This window comes from Pseudomonas sp. BAY1663, assembly GCF_000582595.1.
GTDB classification, from domain to species: Bacteria; Pseudomonadota; Gammaproteobacteria; order Pseudomonadales; family Pseudomonadaceae; genus Stutzerimonas; species Stutzerimonas stutzeri_AF.
Genome location: NZ_AZSV01000019.1, coordinates 1 through 21,375 on the forward strand (window position 1 = coordinate 1; position 21,375 = coordinate 21,375).

11 protein-coding genes and 2 pseudogenes are annotated in these 21,375 nt (G+C 67.1%); 11 read left to right on the forward strand and 2 right to left on the reverse strand.

Annotation, left to right across the window (positions count from 1 at the left end; genetic code table 11):
- The 3 genes and pseudogenes from BAY1663_RS07870 to BAY1663_RS07880 form a co-directional block, all read left to right on the forward strand.
- On the forward strand, positions 1 to 336 hold a 336-nt coding region (locus BAY1663_RS07870), incomplete at its 5' end, for an energy transducer TonB (RefSeq protein ID WP_164838440.1).
- An 11-nt stretch (positions 337 to 347) separates the two neighbouring features.
- On the forward strand, positions 348 to 2,309 hold the full coding sequence (locus BAY1663_RS07875; protein WP_037039260.1) for a PhoX family phosphatase: 1,962 nt from the start codon (positions 348 to 350) through the stop codon (positions 2,307 to 2,309).
- A gap of 429 nt (positions 2,310 to 2,738) precedes the next feature.
- A pseudogene (locus BAY1663_RS07880) lies at positions 2,739 to 4,690 on the forward strand (UvrD-helicase domain-containing protein).
- Positions 4,691 to 4,735: 45 nt separating this feature from the next.
- On the opposite strand, the gene BAY1663_RS07885 reads toward BAY1663_RS07880, so the two are convergent.
- Entirely contained in the window at positions 4,736 to 5,494 is a 759-nt protein-coding gene (locus tag BAY1663_RS07885; RefSeq protein WP_037039263.1) for an NAD-dependent deacylase, read from the reverse strand.
- A gap of 330 nt (positions 5,495 to 5,824) precedes the next feature.
- Between BAY1663_RS07885 and BAY1663_RS07890 the strand changes: the two genes are divergently transcribed.
- The 4 genes and pseudogenes from BAY1663_RS07890 (at position 5,825) to hemH (ending at position 9,937) form a co-directional block, all read left to right on the forward strand.
- Positions 5,825 to 6,139 (forward strand): c-type cytochrome, encoded by a 315-nt coding sequence (locus BAY1663_RS07890; RefSeq protein ID WP_037039266.1) that lies wholly within the window; start codon positions 5,825 to 5,827, stop codon positions 6,137 to 6,139.
- 202 nt (positions 6,140 to 6,341) lie between these two features.
- Positions 6,342 to 7,757, forward strand: coding sequence for a coproporphyrinogen III oxidase (locus BAY1663_RS07895; RefSeq protein WP_128576162.1), 1,416 nt, complete (start codon positions 6,342 to 6,344; stop codon positions 7,755 to 7,757).
- 123 nt (positions 7,758 to 7,880) lie between these two features.
- Positions 7,881 to 8,797 (forward strand): annotated as a pseudogene (locus BAY1663_RS07900) (TIGR01777 family oxidoreductase).
- A gap of 114 nt (positions 8,798 to 8,911) precedes the next feature.
- Complete coding sequence (hemH, locus tag BAY1663_RS07905) at positions 8,912 to 9,937, forward strand: ferrochelatase (protein WP_037039268.1); 1,026 nt, start codon at positions 8,912 to 8,914, stop codon at positions 9,935 to 9,937.
- A 125-nt stretch (positions 9,938 to 10,062) separates the two neighbouring features.
- Here hemH and BAY1663_RS07910 read toward each other — a convergent pair whose 3' ends face one another.
- Positions 10,063 to 12,684 (reverse strand): EAL domain-containing protein, encoded by a 2,622-nt coding sequence (locus BAY1663_RS07910; RefSeq protein ID WP_371257596.1) that lies wholly within the window; start codon positions 12,682 to 12,684, stop codon positions 10,063 to 10,065.
- Positions 12,685 to 13,130: 446 nt separating this feature from the next.
- Here BAY1663_RS07910 and pqqF point away from each other — a divergent pair, with 446 nt between their 5' ends.
- The 4 genes from pqqF (at position 13,131) to nahK (ending at position 21,203) form a co-directional block, all read left to right on the forward strand.
- Positions 13,131 to 15,656, forward strand: coding sequence for a pyrroloquinoline quinone biosynthesis protein PqqF (gene pqqF, locus BAY1663_RS07915; protein ID WP_037039274.1), 2,526 nt, complete (start codon positions 13,131 to 13,133; stop codon positions 15,654 to 15,656).
- 226 nt (positions 15,657 to 15,882) lie between these two features.
- Positions 15,883 to 17,070 (forward strand): porin, encoded by a 1,188-nt coding sequence (locus BAY1663_RS07920; protein ID WP_037039277.1) that lies wholly within the window; start codon positions 15,883 to 15,885, stop codon positions 17,068 to 17,070.
- A 436-nt stretch (positions 17,071 to 17,506) separates the two neighbouring features.
- The gene (gene nosP / locus BAY1663_RS07925) at positions 17,507 to 18,634 is read left to right on the forward strand and encodes a nitric oxide-sensing protein NosP (RefSeq protein ID WP_164838441.1); all 1,128 of its coding nucleotides are present in this window, start codon (positions 17,507 to 17,509) and stop codon (positions 18,632 to 18,634) included.
- Complete coding sequence (gene nahK, locus BAY1663_RS07930) at positions 18,564 to 21,203, forward strand: hybrid sensor histidine kinase/response regulator NahK/ErcS' (protein WP_128576163.1); 2,640 nt, start codon at positions 18,564 to 18,566, stop codon at positions 21,201 to 21,203. Before nosP ends, nahK begins: the two co-directional genes overlap by 71 nt.
- Positions 21,204 to 21,375: the final 172 nt, after the last annotated feature.

The following is a 21,375-nucleotide window of genomic DNA, read 5'->3' on the forward strand; positions in this document are numbered from 1 at the left end:
CTCGAAGCCGAGGCGGCTGCCCGCACCGAGGCGGCCGAGCGGGCCCGGCTGGCGGCCGAAGTGGCGAGCCGACAGTACCTGCCGATCGCCAAGCAGCCGCCTAGCTACCCGCAGCGGGCGCTGGACATGGGCCTGCAGGGCGAGTGCACGGTGAGCTACACGGTCGATCGGCAGGGGCGCGTCGAATCGCCGACGGTGGTGGGCGACTGCCATCCGCTATTCATCCGGCCCTCCCTGGCCGCCGCGAAGACCTTCCGCTACCAGCCGCGCATCGTCGACGGGCGCGCCGTGGCGGTGCCCGACGTGCGCAACACCTTCCACTACCGTATCGAGTGAACGAGCCCCACATGAAACAGGATTTCAACGACTTTCACGCCCGCCTCGCGGCCCATGACGACCAGGCGATCAACCCCAGCGGCAACGCCCCCCTGCGGGAACTGATCGACCCGCGCCGCCGCGGCTTGCTCAAGGGCAGCCTGGGCCTGGCCGGGCTGGCATTCCTCGGCGGCGGGCTGTCGGCCTGCAAGGCCGTGGCCCAGCGTAAATCGCTGCTCGGCTTCGAGGCGATTCCGCCGCAGCTCGACCCGGCGTTCGACAGCGTGCAGGTCGCGCCCGGCTATAGCGCGCGGGTGTTCTTCTCCTGGGGCGACCCGGTGCTGGCCGATGCGCCGGCTTGGAAGGCGGACGCCAGCGACGGCTGGCAGGCGCAGCTGATGCAGGCCGGCGACAACCACGACGGCATGCATTTCTTCCCGTTCCCGGACGCGCCCGATGACCATGGCCTGCTGGCCATCAACCACGAGTACGTCAACCCGCCGCTGCATCCGCACGGCATGAACCTGGTCGACGGCAAGCGCCCGCTGACCGAGGTGCGCAAGGAGCAGGCGGCCCACGGCGTGAGCGTCATCGAGGTCCGCAAGGACGCGCAGGGCCGCTGGCAGCGCGTGCTGCCGTCGCGCTACAACCGGCGCATCTCGACCCTGACGCCGATGGCACTGGCCGGGCCGCTGGCCGGCCATGCGCTGATGAAGACCGTCGCCGACCCCAGCGGCCTCGAGGTACTCGGCACGCTGAACAACTGCTCCAGCGGCTTCACGCCCTGGGGTACCTACCTCGCCTGTGAGGAGAACTGGCACAACTACTTCGTCAACCACGATCCCGACGACCTGGCCGCGCGCGTCTCGCACAACCGCTACGGCATTGCCGGCAGCGGCCCGAGCAAGAACTACGGCTGGGAAACCGCCGATCCGCGCTTCGATGCCACGCCGGACCCGCGGCAGCCGCATGGCGGCCACGTGCACGAGCCGCACCGTTTCGGCTGGGTGGTGGAAATCGACCCCTTCGACCCGGCGAGCACGCCGGTCAAGCGCACCGCGTTCGGCCGCTACTGCCGCGAATGCTCGGTGCTGTCGCTGGGCGAGGATGGCCGCATGGCCTTCTATTCCGGCGACGACACCAAGGGCGAGTACGTCTACAAGTTCGTGCCCGCCGGCCGCTATGTGCCCGGTGCGGACCAGTCCAATCGCCGCCTGCTCGACAGCGGCACGCTCTACGTTGCGCGTTTCGATGCCGATGGCAGCGGCGAGTGGCTGGCGCTGGAGCACGGGCGCAACGGCCTGACCGCCGAGAACGGTTTCCCCGGCCAGGCCGAGGTGCTGCTCAATGCCCGCGTCGCGGCGGACCGCGCCGGTGCGACGCCGATGGATCGCCCCGAATGGGTCGCGGTGCATCCGCACAGTCGCGAGGTCTACGTCACCCTGACCAACAACGACGAGCGCGGCGGCAGGCAGCCGCTGGACAAGGCCAATCCGCGCCCGCACAACCTGCACGGGCAGATCGTGCGCTGGCGGGAAGAGGGCGGCGATCCCACGGCCACGCGCTTCCAGTGGGAAATCTTCCTGCTCGCCGGCGAGCCGCAGGGCGCGCGCGACGCCGCCGGCCAGCCGCTGGCGGCGAACCTGATCGGCACCATCGAGGGCGACCGTTTTTCCTCGCCGGACGGCCTGGCCTTCGATGGCGAAGGGCGGCTGTGGATCGAGACCGACTACGGCGACGACGAACCGGCGATGCTGGCGATGGGCACCAACCAGTTGCTCTGCGCCGATCCCGTCACTCGCGAGGTGCGCCGCTTCCTGGTCGGCCCGCGTGGCTGCGAGATCACCGGCATCACCTGGAGTCCGGACTACCGCGCCATGTGGATCAACGTGCAGCACCCGGAACTGAGCTTCCCCGCCAGCGACGGCAAGACCCGCCCGCGCTCGTCCACGCTGTTGATCACCAAGGATGATGGTGGGGTAATCGGTACCTGATGTCGTTGCCCAAAGCCTGGAGCTTGAAGCTTAAGAGCATCGCCCCGAGGTCGGACAATCCATAGGAATGTGGTGAATGCCGCAAGTCCGTCGGCCGCCTTCCACAAAAGCAGCCGGTGCACGCCGAACCCCGTGGGAGGCGCGCCCTCGCGGCGATAGCAGGCCATAGGCCTGCCAGGGGCTGAAAAAGCGGTCGCCCCGGGTCGGGCCTCCCACCCGAGCAGCGAGCGCCCCGCGAGCCTGTAGGCGCGCCCTCGCGGCGATAGCAGGCCATAGGCCTGCCCAAAGCCTGCCAGGGCCTCCGACAAAAGAAAGCCCCCGCGCCATGCCCTTGTGCCACAACCTCGGCGCCGTTCCTCGCGCCGCCACCAGTGCCATGGGAAAAACATATACCATATCAACGACATACCTGAAGCCCTGGGTCGTTGCATGCTCTCTGCCGTCAAGCGCTACAAATCCCTCGTCACCGGAGCGCTGGCGCGTTGTTTTCCCCGTACCACGGCCTATCTGCGCGACGAGGACGAGCGAGTGTTCCGCCGCTGGCCCGATGCGCGACCGCAGCAAGTTAGTGGTCGAACAGCCAAGGCGAAGGGCAAGGCGAAGGCGAAGAAGCCGGCGCGCAAGCCTGCCGCCAAGCCGCGCAAACCCGCCGCCGAGGGTATCTACGCGGCGGCGCAGCTGCCGATCGACGAGGCGCAGGTCCAGGCCATGCGCGCGCAGGTCGCGCGGGCGGTGACGGCCGGGGTCGTCAATCCCCCTTCGCAAGAGCAGTGGGCAATGATCCTTGGCCGCAGTCCGGTGACGCGGGTCTTCGCCGGCGCGGGATCGGGCAAGTCGACCACCTTGCTGCTGCGCGTGGTGTTCATGCTCTGCCACCTGGGCATCGAGCCCGGGCGGCTGACGGTGATTTCCTTCACCAATGCCTCCTGCGCGCAACTGCGCGAACAGCTGATCGCGGTACTGGCCTTCTGGGACTACCCGTTCGACGCGGCGCAGGCGCGCCAGTGCGTGCGCACCTTTCATTCCGCCATGGCCATGCTGGCCCGAGACGTACTGGTCAAGCCGGTCTGGTTCGAGCAACTGGCCGACAAGACCGCCACGGACGACGAACCGGACAATGCGCTGGCCGCCACGCGCCTGCGTCCCGCCCAGCAGCGCCTGCTCAAGCAGGCTTACCAGCGCTGCTATGCCGAGCAGGCGGATTTTCGCCGGCTGGTGCACGAGCTGCTGGGATTGCCGTCGCCGGCCGACGAACCGAAGGGCCGGCGCGGTGCCGTGAAAGCGCCGCTGGATGGCTTCAGGCTGGCCGGCGAACTGAACGCGTTGCCGCTCTACGAGCCTTTCATGTCCAGGCCGGCTTCGTCGAGAGCATCGGCATTCGCATCGACCGGATCGAGCCCGCGGCGCTGCAGTGTTCGGCGCGGGAGCGACAGTTCGTCGAGGCGCTGGTTCTGTTCCAGCGCTGCTTCGAGGACGATCTGCGCGCGCAGGGCCTGGTCACTTTCAATGGCGCCTTCCAGCAGCTCGGCAAGCGCCTGGCCGACGGCGCGCAGGGTATCGCCAGGGAGAGCCTGCTGCCGTTCAGCCATCTGCTGATCGACGAGTTCCAGGACATCTCCCCGCAGATCGTCCAGTGGCTGCAGGCGCTGCACCGACAGCTGGCGCGCCAGGGCACTGCGCCGAGCCTGATGGCCATCGGCGACGACTGGCAGTCGATCTACGGCTGGCGCGGCAGTTCGCCGGAGCTGTTCATGGACTTCGACCGCTACTTCCCGCGCAAGGGCTCGGCGAAGAACAGCGCGGTGCTGATGCTGGAGGCCAATTACCGCTCCATCGAGCCGGTGATCCGCGACGGCGAGGCGGTGCTGGCCGGCGTCGCCTTCAAGCAGGCCAAGACCAGCCGGGCCTGCCGGCCGATGCAGCCGGGCGACCACGGGGTGAAGCTGGTGACTGGCTTCGACCTGCAAAACCGCCTGCCGGAACTGGCCGACGCGATCCGCGCGCAATGCGCACAGGCGGCCCAGCGCGGCAGTCGCGAGCGGACCGCGGTGCTGCTGCTCAGCCGGCGCAACGAGCCGCTGCGCATGATCCAGGCGCAGCTGGAGCGCAAGTTGCCGGTCAAGGCCTATACCATCCACCGCGCCAAGGGCTTGCAGGCGGAAGTGGCGATCATCGTCGACGATATCCTGCCGCCGGAGCCGCATCCGCTGCGCAATGCGCTGTATGCCTATTCGGGATTCTTCCGCAACAGCTACGACCAGGCGATGGCCGACGAGAGCCTGCGCCTGGCCTATGTGGCGATCACCCGTGGCGTCAGCCGGGTGCTGTGGTACAGCCGCAAGCCCCAGGGCGCGGCACGAGTGCTGGCGGCGCGCGGTTGACGCCGCTCCACGTGCCTGTCGGGCTTCGCTGCGCTCAGCGCCAACCTACGCTCCGAAGGCCTGGCGCAGCAGCTCCGGCAGTTCTTCGCCGGCCGGGCCGCGCAGGACGAACTCCCGTTCCCCCGGTTGCGCGACCGCCTGCGGGTTGACGTGCAGCACCACGGCCCCCGCATCCAGGGCGACTCGCGGGACCTCCGCCGCCGGATAGACCACGCCCGAGGTACCCACCGAGATCAGCAGGTCGCATCGCCGGGCGGCGTCGAACGCGGCGTTCAGCGCCGCGGCCGGCAGGCTTTCGCCGAACCACACCACGCCGGGCCGCAGGCGCCCGCCGCAATGCGCGCAGCGCGGTGGTTCCAGGCGGCGACCGTCTTCGGGCTCGTCCGCGGGGGCGAGCGGTGCGGCGGGTGAACGGGCACAGGCGAAGCAGCGCGGCTGATGCAGGCTGCCGTGCAGATGGATCGCTGCGTCGCTGCCGGCGCGCTCGTGCAGGTCATCGACGTTCTGCGTGATCAGGGTGAATTCGGGAACGTGCCGGGCCAGTTCGGCGATGGCCCGGTGTGCCGGGTTCGGCTGCGCTTGCAGCACTTTCATGCGGCGCCATTCGTACCAGCCCCAGACCAGCGCCGGGTCCCGGCGGAAGGCTTGCGGCGTGGCCAGCGCAGCGGGGTCGAAGCGTTGCCAGAGGCCACTCAGCGCATCACGGAAGGTCGGGATGCCGCTTTCGGCGGAAACCCCGGCTCCGGTGAAAACCACCAGATGGCGTGCCGAGCGCAGGGCGGTAAGCAGCGGGGATGGGAGCACGGTCGGGGTCCTCTAAGCAGGGTTGCGACTACCGGCAGCACCGTGACGCCACGCTTTCCGAACGGCCGTGTTGGCGTGCATGCCGGTCGATTCAAAAAAGTTGTTGCCAAGCAGCAATGTTATTCATTGGAGTCGAGCAATTGCCGCGCGGACAATGTCCGAGTTTCCGGATGGAGCTGGAAGGGAAGCTGGAACGATACTGCCCAGGTGCCAGTCGCCTTCCGCTCCGGATACAGAGCTCTAAAACCATATCAGGCCGATGGCAACCGCGCTCCTCTGGGCTCTGAGGAATGTCTTGCGCAGCTGCCGTAACGCCTCAAGGAACTTCGCATGAAAAAAATCGTGATTGCATTGCTGGCGGGTAGCGGGCTTCTGGCCTTGCAACCGGCCCTGGCCGCAGATGGCGAGTCGCTCTTCAAGAGCAAGGCCTGTGCGGCCTGCCATGCCATCGATACCAAGCTTGTCGGCCCGGCCTACAAGGATGTCGCGGCCAAGTACGCCGGTCAGGCGGATGCGGTGGAGCTGCTGTCGGGGCACATCAAGAATGGCAGCCAGGGTGTCTGGGGCCCGATCCCCATGCCGCCAAACGCAGTGACCGACGAAGAGGCGAAGATCCTCGCCGAGTGGGTGCTGAGCCACAAGTAAGGCCAGCGGCATGCAACGGTCCCGCTTGCGCAGGCAGGACGGGACCGTTTTTCTTTCCCGAACCCAAGCGCAAGCCTCGTTTTAGAACCGTTCGGCTGTTCCCGCGCTCCATTCGTCCCGTACTTGACGGGGGTCAACGCCGTCCATCAGCGCAACCGGATGATGCCAACGTGAAGCGATAATCGATGCCGGGAGGCTCCTTATGCTTGGCTCAGTTATCTGGGACGACAGCCTGGTACAACGCTACGGACAGGCCCGACAGCCGCAGTGCGGCTATCCGACGGCCGACGATTTCAACGAGCGGATCGCGCCCCTCGACCTGCTGCGCGCATTACGCGAGAGCCGCAAGGCCCGGCGCCCGCTTTCGATTGCCATTCATCTACCCGCCAATGCCGCGCTGCAACACGACGACCTGACGACCTACCTGGGGCAGCTGCAGCGAGAAATCGAACAGCTCAGCTGCCACGTCGGGCCCGCGCAGCAGGTCGAGCAATTGTGGTTGCATGTCGGCGCCCTGGGCATCACCGAGTTGCGCAGCCTGGTTGCCCTGCTCGAATCCCGCTTTCGCTTCGCCGAACCCGCTGTCGCCAGTTTCACCGCCGAGGTCGAACTGGCCCACGCCGACTGGTCGCTGGTCGGTGCGCTGCACGAGCTGGGCTTCGACCACCTGAGCGTGAGCGTTCCCGACCTGGGGGCGGACGAGGGCGGGACGGTGGAATGGTTTCGCAGCTCGACGCGCATCCGTGCGGTCGTCGAGGCGGCGCATACGCTGCATTACCGCTCGGTGAACGTCGACCTCGGCTACGGCAGGGCCTGGCAGACGCCGGCCACGTTCGCCCGCAAGCTGGCGGCGATCATCGAACTGGCGCCCGACCGGGTGAGCCTGTTCGACTATCGCGATTCGCTGCAGGCGGCGCAAGGAAACGCCAGGCTCGGCCTGGCATCACCCGCGGATACCCTGGCCATGCATCGGCATGGCATCGAGCAGCTCGGCGCTGCGGGCTATCGCCATATCGGCCTGGGCAGGTTCGTGCTGCCGCACGACGACCTGGCGATGGCCCAGGAGACCGGTACGCTCAATCACGGTGTCATGGGCTATACGCCGCACGGCGACTGCGATCATCTCGGCCTGGGCGTTGGCGCAATCAGCCGAGTGGGGGAGCTGTTTTCCCGCAACCTGGTCGACGCCCGGGCCTACCAGCAGGCGCTCGACCGGGGCCTGCTGCCGAGCGACCTCGGTGTGCGTCCGGCGAGCATCGACAGGCTCCGCCTGGCACTCTTCGACAGTCTGCTGTGCGAATTCCAGCTGGACTTCGCCGCGCTCGCCGCCCGAACCGGGGTGGACGTACGCCAGCGCTATGCCCAGCACTGGCCGGCACTGCAGCAACTGCACCGCGATGGCCTCGTGTTGCTGGAGGAGGATCGGCTCGAGATCCTGCCGCGTGGCTGCCTGCTGCTCGCGCCGATATGCGCCATCTTCAACCTGCCAACCGACGCCGTGGCAGACGCTGCGAGCGGCCGCGGGGTTCCCCGCAGGCGTACGGCGCTCGATGGCGGGAGCCATTCGCTGCGTCGTGGAGCGCGCGGGCCGCAGAATTCATACGGAGTGGATTGGTGAACGGCGGGTTGTCGCTATGCTGATTGATAGGGGCCGTTGAGATCCCCTTACCTTCGCAGGGTATTGGGCGGCCTCCATGCGCTTTCGAATGATCGGGCAGAGCGACAGGACGCGAGGTTCACCATGAACATATTGCTGACTGGCGGTACCGGGCTGATCGGTCGTGCCCTGTGCCGTCGCTGGATCGCCGAAGGGCACCGGTTGTGGGTCTGGAGCCGGACGCCGGAGCGGGTCGCACAGGTATGCGGGCCGCAGGTGCAAGGCGTTGGCGAGCTGCAGCAGATCACCACGGTGCCGCTGGATGCGGTCATCAACCTGGCCGGTGCGCCGATCGCCGATCGCCCCTGGACCAAGGCCCGCAAGACGCTGCTGTGGGACAGCCGGGTGAAGCTCACCGAGCATTTGCTCGAGTGGTTCGCACGGCGCGAGCAAAGGCCGGCGCTGCTGATTTCCGGTTCGGCGATGGCTGGTACGGCGATGCCGGCGAACACCGCCTGACCGAGGCAGACCCGGTCGTCACCAGCGATTTCGCCAGCCAGCTGTGCAACGCCTGGGAGGAGCGCGCCAGCGAGGCGACGGCCTTGGGGACGCGCGTGGTGCTGGTGCGTACCGCGCTGGTGCTGGCGCGCGACGGCGGCTTCCTCCAGCGGCTGCTGCCGCTGTTCCGTCTCGGCCTGGGCGGTCGCCTGGGCACTGGCCGGCAATGGATGTCCTGGGTCCATATCGAAGATCAAATCGGCCTGATCGATTTTCTCCTGCACCAGCCTGACGCCAGCGGCCCTTACAATGCCTGCGCGCCCGCACCGGTACGCAATGCCGATTTCGCCCGCAGCCTCGCGCATTGCCTGCATCGTCCGTTGCTGCTGCCGGTGCCGGCCGTAGTCATGAAGGCGACGCTCGGCGAGCTCGCCGGGTTGCTGCTCGGTGGCCAGCATGGGCAACCGGCACGCCTGCAGGACGAGGGCTTTCGCTTTCGTTTCGGCGATCTGGATGCGGCGCTGGCCGATCTGCTGGATCAGGCCGCCAAGCCCAACGGGTAGACGCGGTCGCGAGCGAAACGGGAACGGCGCCCGGAAGCGCTTTCCTGTGTGAGAATAGCCGCGCCTGCCGCTTGGAGCCGGGCATCACCTTCAAACCGTAGTCAGGAAACGTGCATGACAGAGCAGGCGTTGTTGTTGGTCAATCTGGGCTCGCCGGCCTCCACCGAAGTAGCCGATGTACGCCGCTATCTCGACCAGTTCCTCATGGACCCCTATGTGGTCGATCTGCCGTGGCCGCTGCGGCGCCTGCTGGTTTCGCTGATCCTGATCAAGCGCCCGGCGCAATCGGCGCATGCCTATGCCTCGATCTGGTGGCCGGAAGGCTCGCCGCTGATCGTGCTCAGCCGCCGCCTGCAGGATGCACTGCGCCCGCACTGGCCGCAGGGGCCGGTGGAACTGGCGATGCGTTACGGCGAACCCTCCATCGAAGGTGCGCTGGTCAAGCTGGCCGGGCAAGGCATCAGCCAGGTGACCCTGGCACCGCTCTACCCGCAGTTCGCCGACAGCACCACCACCACCGTCATCCAGGAAGCACGGCGGGTCATCCGCGAGCGCGGCCTGGCGCTGCAACTGTCGATCCTGCAACCGTTCTACGACCAGCCGGAATACCTCGATGCGCTGGTGGCCAGCGCCAGGCCGTATCTGGAGCAGGACTTCGACCATCTGCTGCTGAGTTTCCACGGCCTCCCCGAGCGCCATCTGCACAAGAGCGATCCGACCGGCGCGCATTGCCTGAAAGGCGCCGATTGCTGCCAGCGGGCCGAGGGCGAGGTGCTCGCCAGCTGCTACCGCGCGCAATGCCTGCGCAGCGCTGCCGGCTTCGCGGCACGTGCCGGGCTGCGGGACGATCAGTGGTCGGTTTCATTCCAGTCGCGCCTGGGACGGGCGAAGTGGATCGAGCCCTACACCGAAACGCGGCTGGATGAACTGGCCGGGCAGGGCGTGAAGAAGTTGCTGGTGATGTGCCCGGCGTTCGTTTCCGACTGTATCGAGACCCTCGAGGAAATCGGTGATCGCGGACGCGAGCAGTTCGTCGCTGCCGGCGGCGAGGAGCTGCTGCTGGTGCCGTGCCTGAATAGCCACGAAGAATGGGTGCAGGCGCTGGCCAAACTCTGCAGCCGCGCACCGCAGGTGCTTTGACGGCAGGAGGCGCGTAGGAGCCGGGGGGGCGCCGAGTCCTTGCCGGCGATCATCGACGTTGCGGCGGATCGCCCGCTAGCGGGTTCCTACCGCGCGGCTACCTGTCTTTTCGGCACGCCACGGGCTCAGCCGGGAACTGTTTCCCCTTCCGCATACTCGTTGGCCAGGCGCTCGAATTCCTCCACCGGCAGGGGTTTGCCGAACAGGTAGCCCTGGAAACGGTGGCAGCCATTGGCGAGCAGCAGGCTGCGTTGTGACTCCTGCTCGACCCCCTCGGCAATGACCTCCAGGCCGAGCCCGGCGGCCAGTGCGCAGGTGGCGCGAACGATGGTCAGGCTGCTGGTATCGTCCGGCAGGCCGCGCACGAAGGCCTGGTCGATCTTCAACTGGTCCAGCGGCAGCTGCTGCAAGTAGCTCATCGACGAATAGCCGGTGCCGAAGTCGTCGATGGAGAAGCGAATGCCATGCTGCTTGAGCTGGTTCATCCTGGCGATGGCTTCGGGCATGTTGTCCAGCAGCAGGGTTTCGGTCAGTTCGAGCTTGAGCCGGGTGGGGTTGGCGCCGGTGCGTTCCAGCAGCTCGAGCACGCGGGCGACGAAATGCTCCTGGTAGAGCAGGTGGGCGCTGAGGTTGACGGCCAGGGTCAGGTCGGCGAAATGCGGCATCCTGGCCCAGCGTGCAAGCTGCTCGCAGGCCTGCTTGAGCACCACGATATCCAGTTCCTGGATCAGCCCGGCGCGTTCCGCCTGGCTGATGAAGGCGGCCGGAGCCAGCAGGCCCCGCTGCGGATGCCGCCAGCGCACCAGCGCCTCGGCTCCGACCACGCCTCCGGCCTGTTCGAGCTGCGGCTGGAAATGCAGTACGAACTCACCGGCCCGGAGACCTTCGCGAATCTGCTCCTCCAGGCGCAGCCGTTCCTGCACTGCCTGCTGCATGTGCGGGTCGAAGAAGCGCAGGGCGTTCTTGCCCGACACCTTGGCCTCGTACATGGACATGTCGGCACGCTTCATCAGCTCTTCGCGGCTGCTGTCGTCTTCGCCGAACAGCACCACGCCGATGCTGGCGCTGCTGTGCAGGCCCAGCTCGCCCAGGCGGTAGGGCTTGTCCAGCGAGGCGAGCAGCTTCATGCCGACGTGTTCGGCCTGGCTGGCGGCGTGCTCGGGATCGACACCGAGCCTGCCGAGCATCACCACGAATTCGTCGCCACCCAGGCGAGCCACGGTATCGCTGGCGCGAACTTCGTGGCTCAGCCGCTCGGCCGTCAGGCAGAGCATCTGGTCGCCGGTCTGGTGGCCGTGCAGGTCATTGATGTTCTTGAAGTTATCCAGATCGATGAACATCAGTGCGCCGATCTGGCCGCTGCGCTTGCTGGCGGCCATGGCCTGCTGCAGGCGGTCGAGTAGCAGGCGCCGGTTGGGCAGCCCGGTCAACGGGTCATAGAACGCCAGTTGATGGATATGTTCTTCGGCGGCCTTGCGTTCGGTAATGTCGGTGAAGGCGGCGACGTAATGGCTGATCTCGCCCTGGGCGTTGCGGACCGTGCTGATCGTCAGCCACTCGGGGTAGATTTCGCCGCTCTTGCGCCGGTTCCAGACCTCGCCCTCCCAGGCCCCGGTGTTCATGATGTCGGCCCACATTGCATGGTAGAACTCCGGGCCGTGCTTGCCGGAGGCCAGCAGACGGGTTGTCTGGCCCACGGCTTCCTCGGCGCTGAAGCCACTGATCTGGGTGAAGGCGCGGTTGACGCGGATGATGCGGTTCTGGGCATCGGCGATCAGCATGCCCTGCTGCGATTCGAAGGCGATGGCGGCGATCCGCCGCTCCAGCTCGGACTGGACGCGTTCGGTGATATCGCGGCTGAGCCAGACCACGGCACGTTTGCTGCCGGCGTACATCTCCAGCGGCAGGGCACGGCCTTCGAAGACCCGCGGGCCGTTCAGGGTCTGCTTCGAATATTCGATCAGCTGGGGCGCGTTGTTGCGCAGTGTCTGCTGGATGAAGGCGAGCAGGCGCTGTTCCTCGATGGCCGGCATCACGTCACGCAGGTGTCGGCCCACCAGCCGGGCGGCGTCGTCATAAAGCGGGCTGTGCCGAGAGCAGATGACTTCCTCGTAGCGGCCGTCCTCGTCGATGACCAGCAACAGGTCCGGGATGGCCTGAGTGATGGCCCGCAGACGTGCCTCGCTGAATTTCAGCGCCTGTTCGGTCTGGTTGCGTTCGAGCAGGTCATTGAGCAGCAGGCCGAGCGCAGCGGTGGCCAGCGGCAATGCCAGCAGCACCGGCAGGGCGACTTCCTGCACCGTTGCCCATGCCAGCGATTGCGGCAACAGCATGAGTACCGCCAGCACGCCGAGATGCAGCACCAGGCCGAACCCGAACAGTTGCCAGAATCCGAAGCCCAGCAGGCCGCGGCGATAGGCTTGCCGGTAGGCGAGGCCGAGCAGGACTGCCAGCAGGATATTGATGAGCCCCGGTAGCGTCCCGATGCCGCCCAGCCAGAGACGATAGCCGGCGGCCATCGCGCCGGCCACGCCGGCAACCAGGGGCCCGCCAAACAAGCCGGCCATGCTCAGTACCACGGTCCGGGCATCGAACACGATGCCGGCCTCGATGGCGCCGGGAAGGGCCATGCCGAAGATGCAGGCGCTACCGAACCACAGGCCGGCGAGGAATTTTGCGGAGGGCTTCGGGTTCTCGTTCCAGTCGCGGGTATTGAAGGCCAGCAACCAGCACAACGCGAGCAACATGACCGCGTTTTCTGCAAGGGCGTAGGTAGTCAAGAGCTTCTTCCAAGGCGCAGCGGCGCCGACTGCGGAGAGGGTATGGCTGTTTGCCATTATTCCATATCGTCAATACCTGGGGGTATATGCCCTTGGTCGGGAAGGCTGGGCATGTATGGCTCCAGGCAGGTCAGCGATGCCCTCGCTCCAGCTCTTTCGTCGCCGTACAGGTTGGTAGAGGCCGCTGGAAACGCTGGGTTACACTGTCGCCACCTTTCCCGGCCTGGATCGAACGCGGCGTAGCGGTGAGCAGGGCCGGCGACATCGTCGTGTATCCGGAAGATACCCGGGCCTGTATGGCAGCTGTTGCTGTGCCAGGACGAATCGGCCGGACCCGTGGGCGGTCGTTCCTTGCCGGCCGGCTCGATAGCCAAGCGGCGCAACCTGCGGGGCCGCAATCACGAGTGCTTTCCATGTCTTCAGCCAGCTTCGAGTTCTGTTCGCCTCCGCAGCGCCTGGTATTGCCCGATGGCCTGCGGCTGGGATTCCTCCCGCAGCCGCCGGGGGGGCAGGCTGCGGCGCTGGTGCGGGTGCATGCCGGTTCGCACGACGCTCCGGCTGCCTATCCTGGCCTGGCGCATTTCCTCGAGCACCTGCTGTTCCTGGGCAGCGCGGCCTATCCGCCGGCACAGGGCCTGATGCCCTTCGTGCAGGGATGCGGCGGCCAGCTGAACGCCTCGACCCGCGAGCGGCACACCGACTATTTCTTTCAGGTGCCGGCCGAGGCGTTTGCCGAAGCGCTCAAGCGGCTGCTCGACATGCTTGCCCGGCCGCTGCTCGACCCTGCGGCACAACGGCGTGAGCGCGAGGTGTTGCAGGCGGAGTTCCTGGCCCGCGCCAAGGACCGCGAAACCCTCTGCGATGCCGCGATCGGCACCGTCCTGGCTGCGCCGCATCCCTTCGCCGGCTTCCATGCCGGCCACCGTGACACCCTGCCTGTCGAAAGCGCCGAATTCCAGCAGGCGCTGCTGGGCTACCACCAGCGCTTCTACCATGCGGGACAGCTGGAATTGCTGGTCGCCGCGCCCTGCAACCTCGAACGGCTGCAGGCATTGCTGCGCAGCGACGAATGCCGGCTGCCGGCCGCGCCGGAGGTTTGCCGGCCGCTCATCCCGCTGCCGGCGGCCGATGCCGCGCCGCTGTACTTGCAGGTCGAGGGATCCCGGACTTACCTCGACCTGGCGTTCGTCCTGGATGGCCTGCCGGATGGCATCGCCGTCGCGCTGGATGTGCTGGCCACCTGGCTCGGGTCGCAGGCTCCCGGCAGCCTGTTCGCAACCCTGCGTGGCGAAGGATGGTGCGAGGCCGTGGCACTGCGCGTGCCGTATTGGCATGCCGGGCAGGGCGTGATCATCGTCGAGCTGCAATTGAGCGAACAGGGCGTGCCGGCCCGCGGGCAGATCGTCGCGGCGGTGCGCGACTGGCTGGGCTTCCTCACCCGGCAGGCTCCCTGGGCCGAGCTCTGGCACGAGTACGTGCGGATTCGCCAGCGCAGCCTGCTCGGCAAGGAGCCGCTGGCCTGCCTGCGTTATTGGGTGGAGCCCGCTGCCTGGCAGCCCTCGACCGATGCGCATCGGGTACAGCAGGCATTGCAGGTGCTTGGCGCACAGCTGCGCGGCAGGGTGCCGATCGTGCTCAGTGTCGGCCGGGCAGCCGGCACGGGAGAACGAATCGTCAACACGGGGGCCGGCTTCCCCCTGCAGCTGGCAACGGATCGCTTGCCGGATGCCGCCCCACGCCAATGGCACTGGCGCCTGCCCGAGCGCAACCGCTGGCTGGATATCCGGCCGCAGCCACGTGTAGCGCCGCTGGCAGCGATGCCGTGCTGGGTGCAGGCGGATGCCGCGAGCGGGGAGGGTGCGCTTTATGTGCGCTGGCGCTTCGACGACGGGCAGCCGCCGGCAGGCCTCTGGCACGTGCTGCAGGCGGCATTGCGGGGCTATATCCCGGCGGCTGCGCAGGCTGGCGTCGAGCTGCGCTTCGAGAACCATGGGCATGGCTGGTGCCTGACGCTGTTCGGCTATGCCGAAGCGCTGCCGGTGGTATTGCAGGATCTGCTCGATGTGCTGGCCAGGCCACCGGCCTCGGCGTTCGACGAAGGGCAGCGGCTGGCGGTCGAGGCGCAGCGGCCTGGCGCCGACGAGTTGCTCCTGCGCCAACTGATGCGGCAGTTGCCGCTGTTGCTCGATCCCGTTCCGCCTGCCGCGGGTTTGCCGCTTCTGGACCAGGCTGCCTTGACCCGCGCCTGGCGGCATGCCCGCTGGGATGTCCTGGCCATGGGGCTGGCGGCATCGCTGAGCGGGCCGCTGCAGGATGCCTTGCGCGCGATGCCCGGGATACCGGAAACGCAGGCCTTGCCGGTCCCAGCCGCTGCCGTCGCCCATCCTTACGTGTGGTGTGGTTTCGGCGAGCCGGCGGCGGAGACCGCCCTGTTGCTGTTCTGCCCACTGCCCCTGCGCACAGCGCCGGTGGAGGCGGCCTGGCGCCAGCTATCGCGGCTGATGGAGGGGGCGTTCTTCCGTCGTCTGCGCAGCGAGTTGCAGCTCGGCTATGCGGTGTTCTGCGGCTTTCGCCAGTTCGGCGAGCGGGCCGGCATGTTCTTCGCCGTGCAATCGCCCAGTGCGTCGCCCGGTGAGATCCTCGGGCATATCGAGACCTTCCTCGCTGGGTTCGCCCGCGAGCTCGATGCCCGACCGGCCGCCTCGGCCGCGGGGGCCGACTTCGCCCGCGGCGGCGACCTGCGGCGTCGCGCCGAGCAGATCTGGCAGGCCCGGCTGGCGGGTCGCGATAGCGACTATCCCGCCCAGGTCGAGCGGGCCATGGCGGCGTTGCGGCCCGAAGATCTCCAGCATCAGCTGCAGGCCCTGCGCGAGGCCAAGGGCGGCTGGTGCGTGGTCGCCAATGCCGCCGCCCCGGATGCCCGCTGGCTAGGGCGTTAGGCGACATCCACCGCCCCGTTCCAGGCGATCGGGGTGCTGCGCAATGCTTTGGATGTACGACCTAAGCGCCGCTCCTGCGGCCGGCGGATGAATGCTTCCAGCGCAAGACGGCCTCTGCGGCCAAAGTGCTAGCCTTTCGCCGCTATCGCAGCGTATGTGCAGCGTGGCCGTCTTTCGATAATCGCTCCCGTCACGACTGTCTGTCGTCAATACAGCGGAGAGCGCCATGCACAACAACAAGAAAGCCGTTTCAACCCTGCTGCCACTGGCCCTGGCCAGTGCCGTCGCCATGACCGTGAGCCAATCGGCAGTCGCCGAAATCGTGCTCTACGACGAGGGTGACACCACTTTCTCCACCGACGGGTATTTCAACACCTTCTACGTGAACAGCGACGTGGACCGCGACGGCGAGCAGTTCGATCGCCGGCAGTCGCGGGTCAAGATGGGCTTTCTGCCCAACTGGATCGGCTTCAATTTCACCAAGCAGGTCGGCGACCTCAAGCTCGGCGGCCGCTCCTCGTTCTGGGTGACGATCAACGACAGCGATACCAACGGCACCGAGACCGGCATCGACGTCCGTCAGTTCTACGCCACTGCCGGCAACGAGCAATGGGGTGAAGTGCTGTTCGGTAAGGACTTCGGCTTGTTCGCCCGCTCCAACATCCTGCTCGACGAGATGCTCAGCGGTTATGGCCAGGTGAGCGATACCCTGGGCCTGGTGGATGGCGGCGGCGTGTCCTTCGGCAACATCGGTACCGGCTACCCGTACCCGTTCCCGACCTCGCAGATCACCTACCGCTCGCCCGAGATGAGCGGCCTGCGCATCGCCGCCGGCATCATGGACCCGGTGGACACCACCGAGGACACCAGCTCCACGCTGGACAAGGCCTACCAGGAGGCCCCGCGCTTCGAAGCCGAGGTGACCTACCAGTTCGATCTCGGCGGCACCCAGTTCTACACCTGGATCAACGGCATGCAGCAGAGCTCGGACAACACCGACAGCAGCATCGATAAGGTCACGTCCAAGGGCCTCGGCTACGGTGTGCAGGCGAAGATGGGCAATCTGTCGCTGACCGCCTCGGGTTTCCAGGCCGAGGGCATCAACCCGTTCTTCACCAACAACGCCGGCGAGGCGCTGCTGCGTGAGGTCGACAGCGACGGCTACCTGCTGCAGGGCTCCTACCGCTTCGGCAAGAACCGCCTGGCGTTGTCCTACGGCAAGACCAAGGACGACGGCAACGGCCTGGGTAGTGCAGCCGACTACGAAACCCGCGGTGTGGCGCTGTTCCACAGCATCAACGACAACCTCACCCTGGTTGCCGAGCTGAATCAGTTCGAAATCTCCGGTCGCGACGATTCGACTCTCGACGAAGACACCCGCACCTTCGCGGTGGGGGCAGCGCTGAGCTTCTAAGCCGCCCTCCGCGTGCGCCGGGGCGATCGGCGCGTGCGGACCGACGGTCGGGCTCAGGCGGGACCGGCGAAGCGGGCCACCGTGGGTGAGCGCCGCCCGCCGCTGGAAAAGGGCTGGTTAGCAGCGTGAACGCCGTGGTGCGTCACGCTGCTAACCAGCCGGAGGCGGACATCTGCAAAGGTGTCCGCCTTTGCCGTTTTCGGCGCCCTGGCGCAGGCGCGGCGCCAGCCGCCCGGATCGGGAGGCCAGCGCCGCGATGGGGAATCCGCCGCCTGCCCTGCGTTGTTTCGTCGCGATGCTACCTAGGCAGGCCTTTTCCGGTACTCAAGTAGCATTTTCGTGCCATATGCCCTGACCAAGAATGGGGTCGATCCTATTCGGTAGTGCGGGAGTGCGGTGCGTGGGCGAACAACAGAGCGAGGTAATCCGCACGGCAATGTCCGAGGCGCGCCTGGCCGAGACGGTGGCGCAGGATCTGGCACGCCAGTTGATGCATCCGCATCTGGGCTTCGTGCTGTTCTTCTGCTCGGCCGAATACGACCTGCCGGCGCTGGGCGACGCGCTGCGCCAGTATTTCGGCGGGGTCCGGCTGGTCGGCTGCACCTCTGCCGGCGAGATCACCGCGCAGGGCTATGGACGCAGCTGCGTCACCGCCATCGGCTTCGACCACCGCAGCTTCTCGATCGCCTGCGAGCTGATCGACGAGATGGAGCGCTTCAGCCTGATCGAGGCCCAGCAGCTGGTCGAGCGCCTGGGCAGCGACTGTCGCAGCAACTCGCTGGCGCCGATCAAGGACCACAGTTTCGCGTTGACCCTGCTCGATGGCCTGTCCAGCCGCGAGGAGGTGGTGCTGGCCGCGCTCAGCGCGGCGTTCGGCAGCATTCCGCATTTCGGTGGTTCGGCCGGCGACGACAATCACCTGACCGACACCCACGTGTATTACGACGGCCAATTCCACAGCGGGGCGGCCATCGTGGTGCTGGTCAACACCTGGCTGGATTTCGAGGTGTTCACCACCCACCACATCCTGCCGCGCGGCGAGAAGCTGGTGGTGACCCATGCCGATAGCAACAGCCGCCGGGTCTACGAGCTGAACGCCGAGCCGGCGGCCGAAGAGTACGCCCGGCTGATCGGGGTGCGCGTCGACGAGCTCGACCATCGCCTGTTCGCCGCCCACCCCCTGGCGGTGCGCATCAACGAGCACTACTACGTGCGCTCGATCCAGAAGGTCAACGAGGACCTCAGCCTGACCTTCTATTGCGCGGTGGAGAACGGCATCGTGCTCACCGCCATGCAGCCGGGGCCGCTGATGCCCAACCTCGAAGCGCTGTTCGAGCGCCTGGAGCAGCGCCTCGGGCCACCGTTGCTGACCATCGGTTGCGACTGTTTCCTGCGCCGCCTGGAGATCGAGGCCAACGGCACCAGCGAGCAGACGTCGGCCTTTCTGAGGCGCCAGCAGGTGATTGGCTTCAACACCTACGGAGAGCAGTTCAATGGCATGCACATCAACCAGACCTTCACCGGCGTCGCCATTGGCCGGCCCGGAGGGCGGGGTGGTCGCTGAGCTGCTGGCCCGCCAGGCCGAACTCGAGCGCGAGAACCTCAAGCTCAAGCGCATCAATGCCGCGCTGATCGAACGGGTCGAATCCAGCGGTGCAGGGCGCGATGCCTCCTACGCGGCCTTCCAGCATTCGGTGGAACTGGCCGAACAGGTGCGCGAGCGTACCGACGCGCTGAACCAGGCGATGGCCGAGCTCAAGGGCAGCAACCAGTTGCTCAGCGACGCGCGGCTGCGCGCGGAGACCGCCCACCAGCACCTGGTCGATGCCATCGAGAGTATCTCCGATGCCTTCGTGCTGTTCGACCGGGACCAGCGCATCGTGCTGTTCAACCGCCGCTTCAAGTCGCTGTGGACGCGCACGCGCGCGCGCATCAACGCCGGTACCCGGCTGGCGGAGGTGCGGCGCCTGGCCGAAAGCACCGGGCTGATCGTCGAGGAGCACCGCGGCAAGGGCGACGAGCCGACGGTCTACCGGCTGAACAACGGGCGCTGGGTGCAGGTCAGCGAGCGCCCGACCCGCGAGGGCGGGCTGGTCATCCTCTACACCGACATCACCGAGGTGAAGGTCAGCGAAACCATGCGCCGCGAGCAGGCGCTGGCGCAGAAGTCGCGGCTGCTGCAGCGCGCCGTGGACAACCTGTCCCAGGGCGTGGCGATGGTCAGCGCGGAGGGCGCGCTGGAACTGTGGAACCGGCGCTTCCTCGAACTCTGCGGGCTGGCGCCGATCGAGGCGCACCGGCCGTTCGCCGAGGTCATGGCCGACAGCGAGCTGAAACTGCTGACACCCGGCACGCGCGACACCAAGGGCCGGCCGGTGCGCGAACTGGAGCAGCGCCTGTTCGACGGCCGCATGCTGGAGATCCGCACCCACGCGCTGCCCACCGGCGGCTTCGTCAACACCTTCACCGACATCACCGAGCGCTACCGCCACGCCGAGGCGCTGCGCGAGAGCGAGCGCTGGATCCGCCTGATCACCGACCACGTGCCGGCATTGATCGCCTACGTGTCCGCCGACCTGACCTACGAATTCACCAACAAGGTCTACGAGGAATGGTACCGCTGGCCCAGCGACGGCATGCTCGGGCAGAGCCTGCGCGAAGTGCACAGCGGCGAGCACTGGCGGCAGCTGGAACCCTACATCGACCGCGCCCTGTCCGGCGAGAGCGTCAGCTTCGAGATGGCCGAGCGCAATCATGCCGGCCAGCAGCGCTACATGCTGCGTTCCTACGTGCCGAACCGCCAGGCCAACGGCGAAGTGGCGGGCATCTTCGTGCTGATCCAGGACATCACCGACCGTCGGCGCACCGCCGAGGCGCTGCACCAGGCCTATCAGAACCTGGAACAGCGGGTGCGCGAGCGCACCGCCGAGCTGACCAGCCTCAACGATCAGCTGCTGCGCGAGATCGACGAACGCAGCCACGTCGAGGCACGGCTGCGCGAGGCCAAGCGCGAAGCGGAACTGGCCAACCTGTCGAAGACCAAGTTCCTCGCTGCGGTCAGCCATGACCTGCTGCAGCCGCTGAATGCCGCGCGGCTGTTCACCAGTGCGCTGCTGGAGCAACCGGCGACGCCCAACGGCGGGCTGATCCGCAACATCAGCAATTCGCTGGAGGACGTGGAGAACCTGCTCGGCACGCTGGTCGACATCTCCAAACTGGACGCCGGCGTGATCAAGCCGGACATCGCCCCGTTCGCCGTCAGCGAGCTGCTCGAGAACCTTTCCACGGAGTTCCACCAGATCGCTGCCACCGAGCAGCTGCAGCTGGATTTCATCCCCTGTTCGGCGCTGGTGCGCAGCGACATCCAGCTGCTCGCGCGCATCCTGCGCAACCTGCTGACCAATGCCATCCGCTACACGCCGCAGGGCCGCGTGCTGCTGGGCTGCCGGCGGCGCCGGCAGAGCCTGTCCATCGAGGTCTGGGATACCGGCGTCGGCATCGCCGACGACAAGCTCGAGGAGATTTTCCAGGAGTTCAAGCGTGGCGAGGGCGTACGGCCGAATCAGGATCGCGGGCTGGGCCTGGGGCTGGCCATCGTCGAGAAGATCGCGCGCATGCTCGGCCACCGCATCCAGGTCACCTCGCGGCCGGGGCGCGGTTCGCGCTTCGCCATCGAAGTACCACTGGCGAAGCGCGCACCCAAGGCCCGCGCCGAACCGAACACCACCGAACTGCTGTTGCAACGGCTACAGGGCGCGCGCGTCTGGGTGCTGGACAACGACACGGCGATCTGCGCCGGCATGCGCACCCTGCTGGAAGGGTGGGGCTGCGTGGTGGTGACGGCGCTGTCCGAGGAGGACCTGGCGCGCCAGGTGGACAACTTCCATGCCGAGGCCGATCTGCTGATCGCCGACTACCACCTGGACAACGGCCACACCGGCATCGATGTGGTCGCCACGGTCAACGCGCGGCGCGCCAGCCCGCTGCCGGCGCTGATGATCACCGCCAACTACAGCAACGAGCTCAAGCAGCAGGTGCGCGAGCTGGGGCACATGCTGATGCACAAGCCGGTGCGGCCGATGAAGCTGAAGACCGCCATGTGCCATATGCTCGAGCACGGTATGGCTGGGTGACCGAAGCCGGTGGGCACTGTTGTAGCCCTGTAGCCATGTGAAGGATGGGGCAGGCCTGCGGCCTGTATCGCCGCGAGGGCGCGCCTCCCACTGGTTCAGTGCACCGTCTGCTTTTGTGGGAGGCCGCGCCCGTTCCCGGCGGGCTGACGGCATTCACCCCATCCCTGTGGAT

Bases quoted from the DNA above. Each gene is read 5' to 3' on its own strand.
- BAY1663_RS07875 (WP_037039260.1), top strand. From the start codon at position 348: ATGAAACAGGATTTCAACGACTTTCACGCCCGCCTCGCGGCCCATGAC.
- BAY1663_RS07890 (WP_037039266.1), top strand. From the start codon at position 5,825: ATGAAAAAAATCGTGATTGCATTGCTGGCGGGTAGCGGGCTTCTGGCC.
- BAY1663_RS07895 (WP_128576162.1), top strand. From the start codon at position 6,342: ATGCTTGGCTCAGTTATCTGGGACGACAGCCTGGTACAACGCTACGGA.
- BAY1663_RS07920 (WP_037039277.1), top strand. From the start codon at position 15,883: ATGCACAACAACAAGAAAGCCGTTTCAACCCTGCTGCCACTGGCCCTG.
- hemH (WP_037039268.1), top strand. From the start codon at position 8,912: ATGACAGAGCAGGCGTTGTTGTTGGTCAATCTGGGCTCGCCGGCCTCC.
- BAY1663_RS07910 (WP_371257596.1), bottom strand. From the start codon at position 12,684: ATGTTGCTCGCGTTGTGCTGGTTGCTGGCCTTCAATACCCGCGACTGG.
- nosP (WP_164838441.1), top strand. From the start codon at position 17,507: ATGTCCGAGGCGCGCCTGGCCGAGACGGTGGCGCAGGATCTGGCACGC.
- pqqF (WP_037039274.1), top strand. From the start codon at position 13,131: ATGTCTTCAGCCAGCTTCGAGTTCTGTTCGCCTCCGCAGCGCCTGGTA.
- nahK (WP_128576163.1), top strand. From the start codon at position 18,564: ATGGCATGCACATCAACCAGACCTTCACCGGCGTCGCCATTGGCCGGC.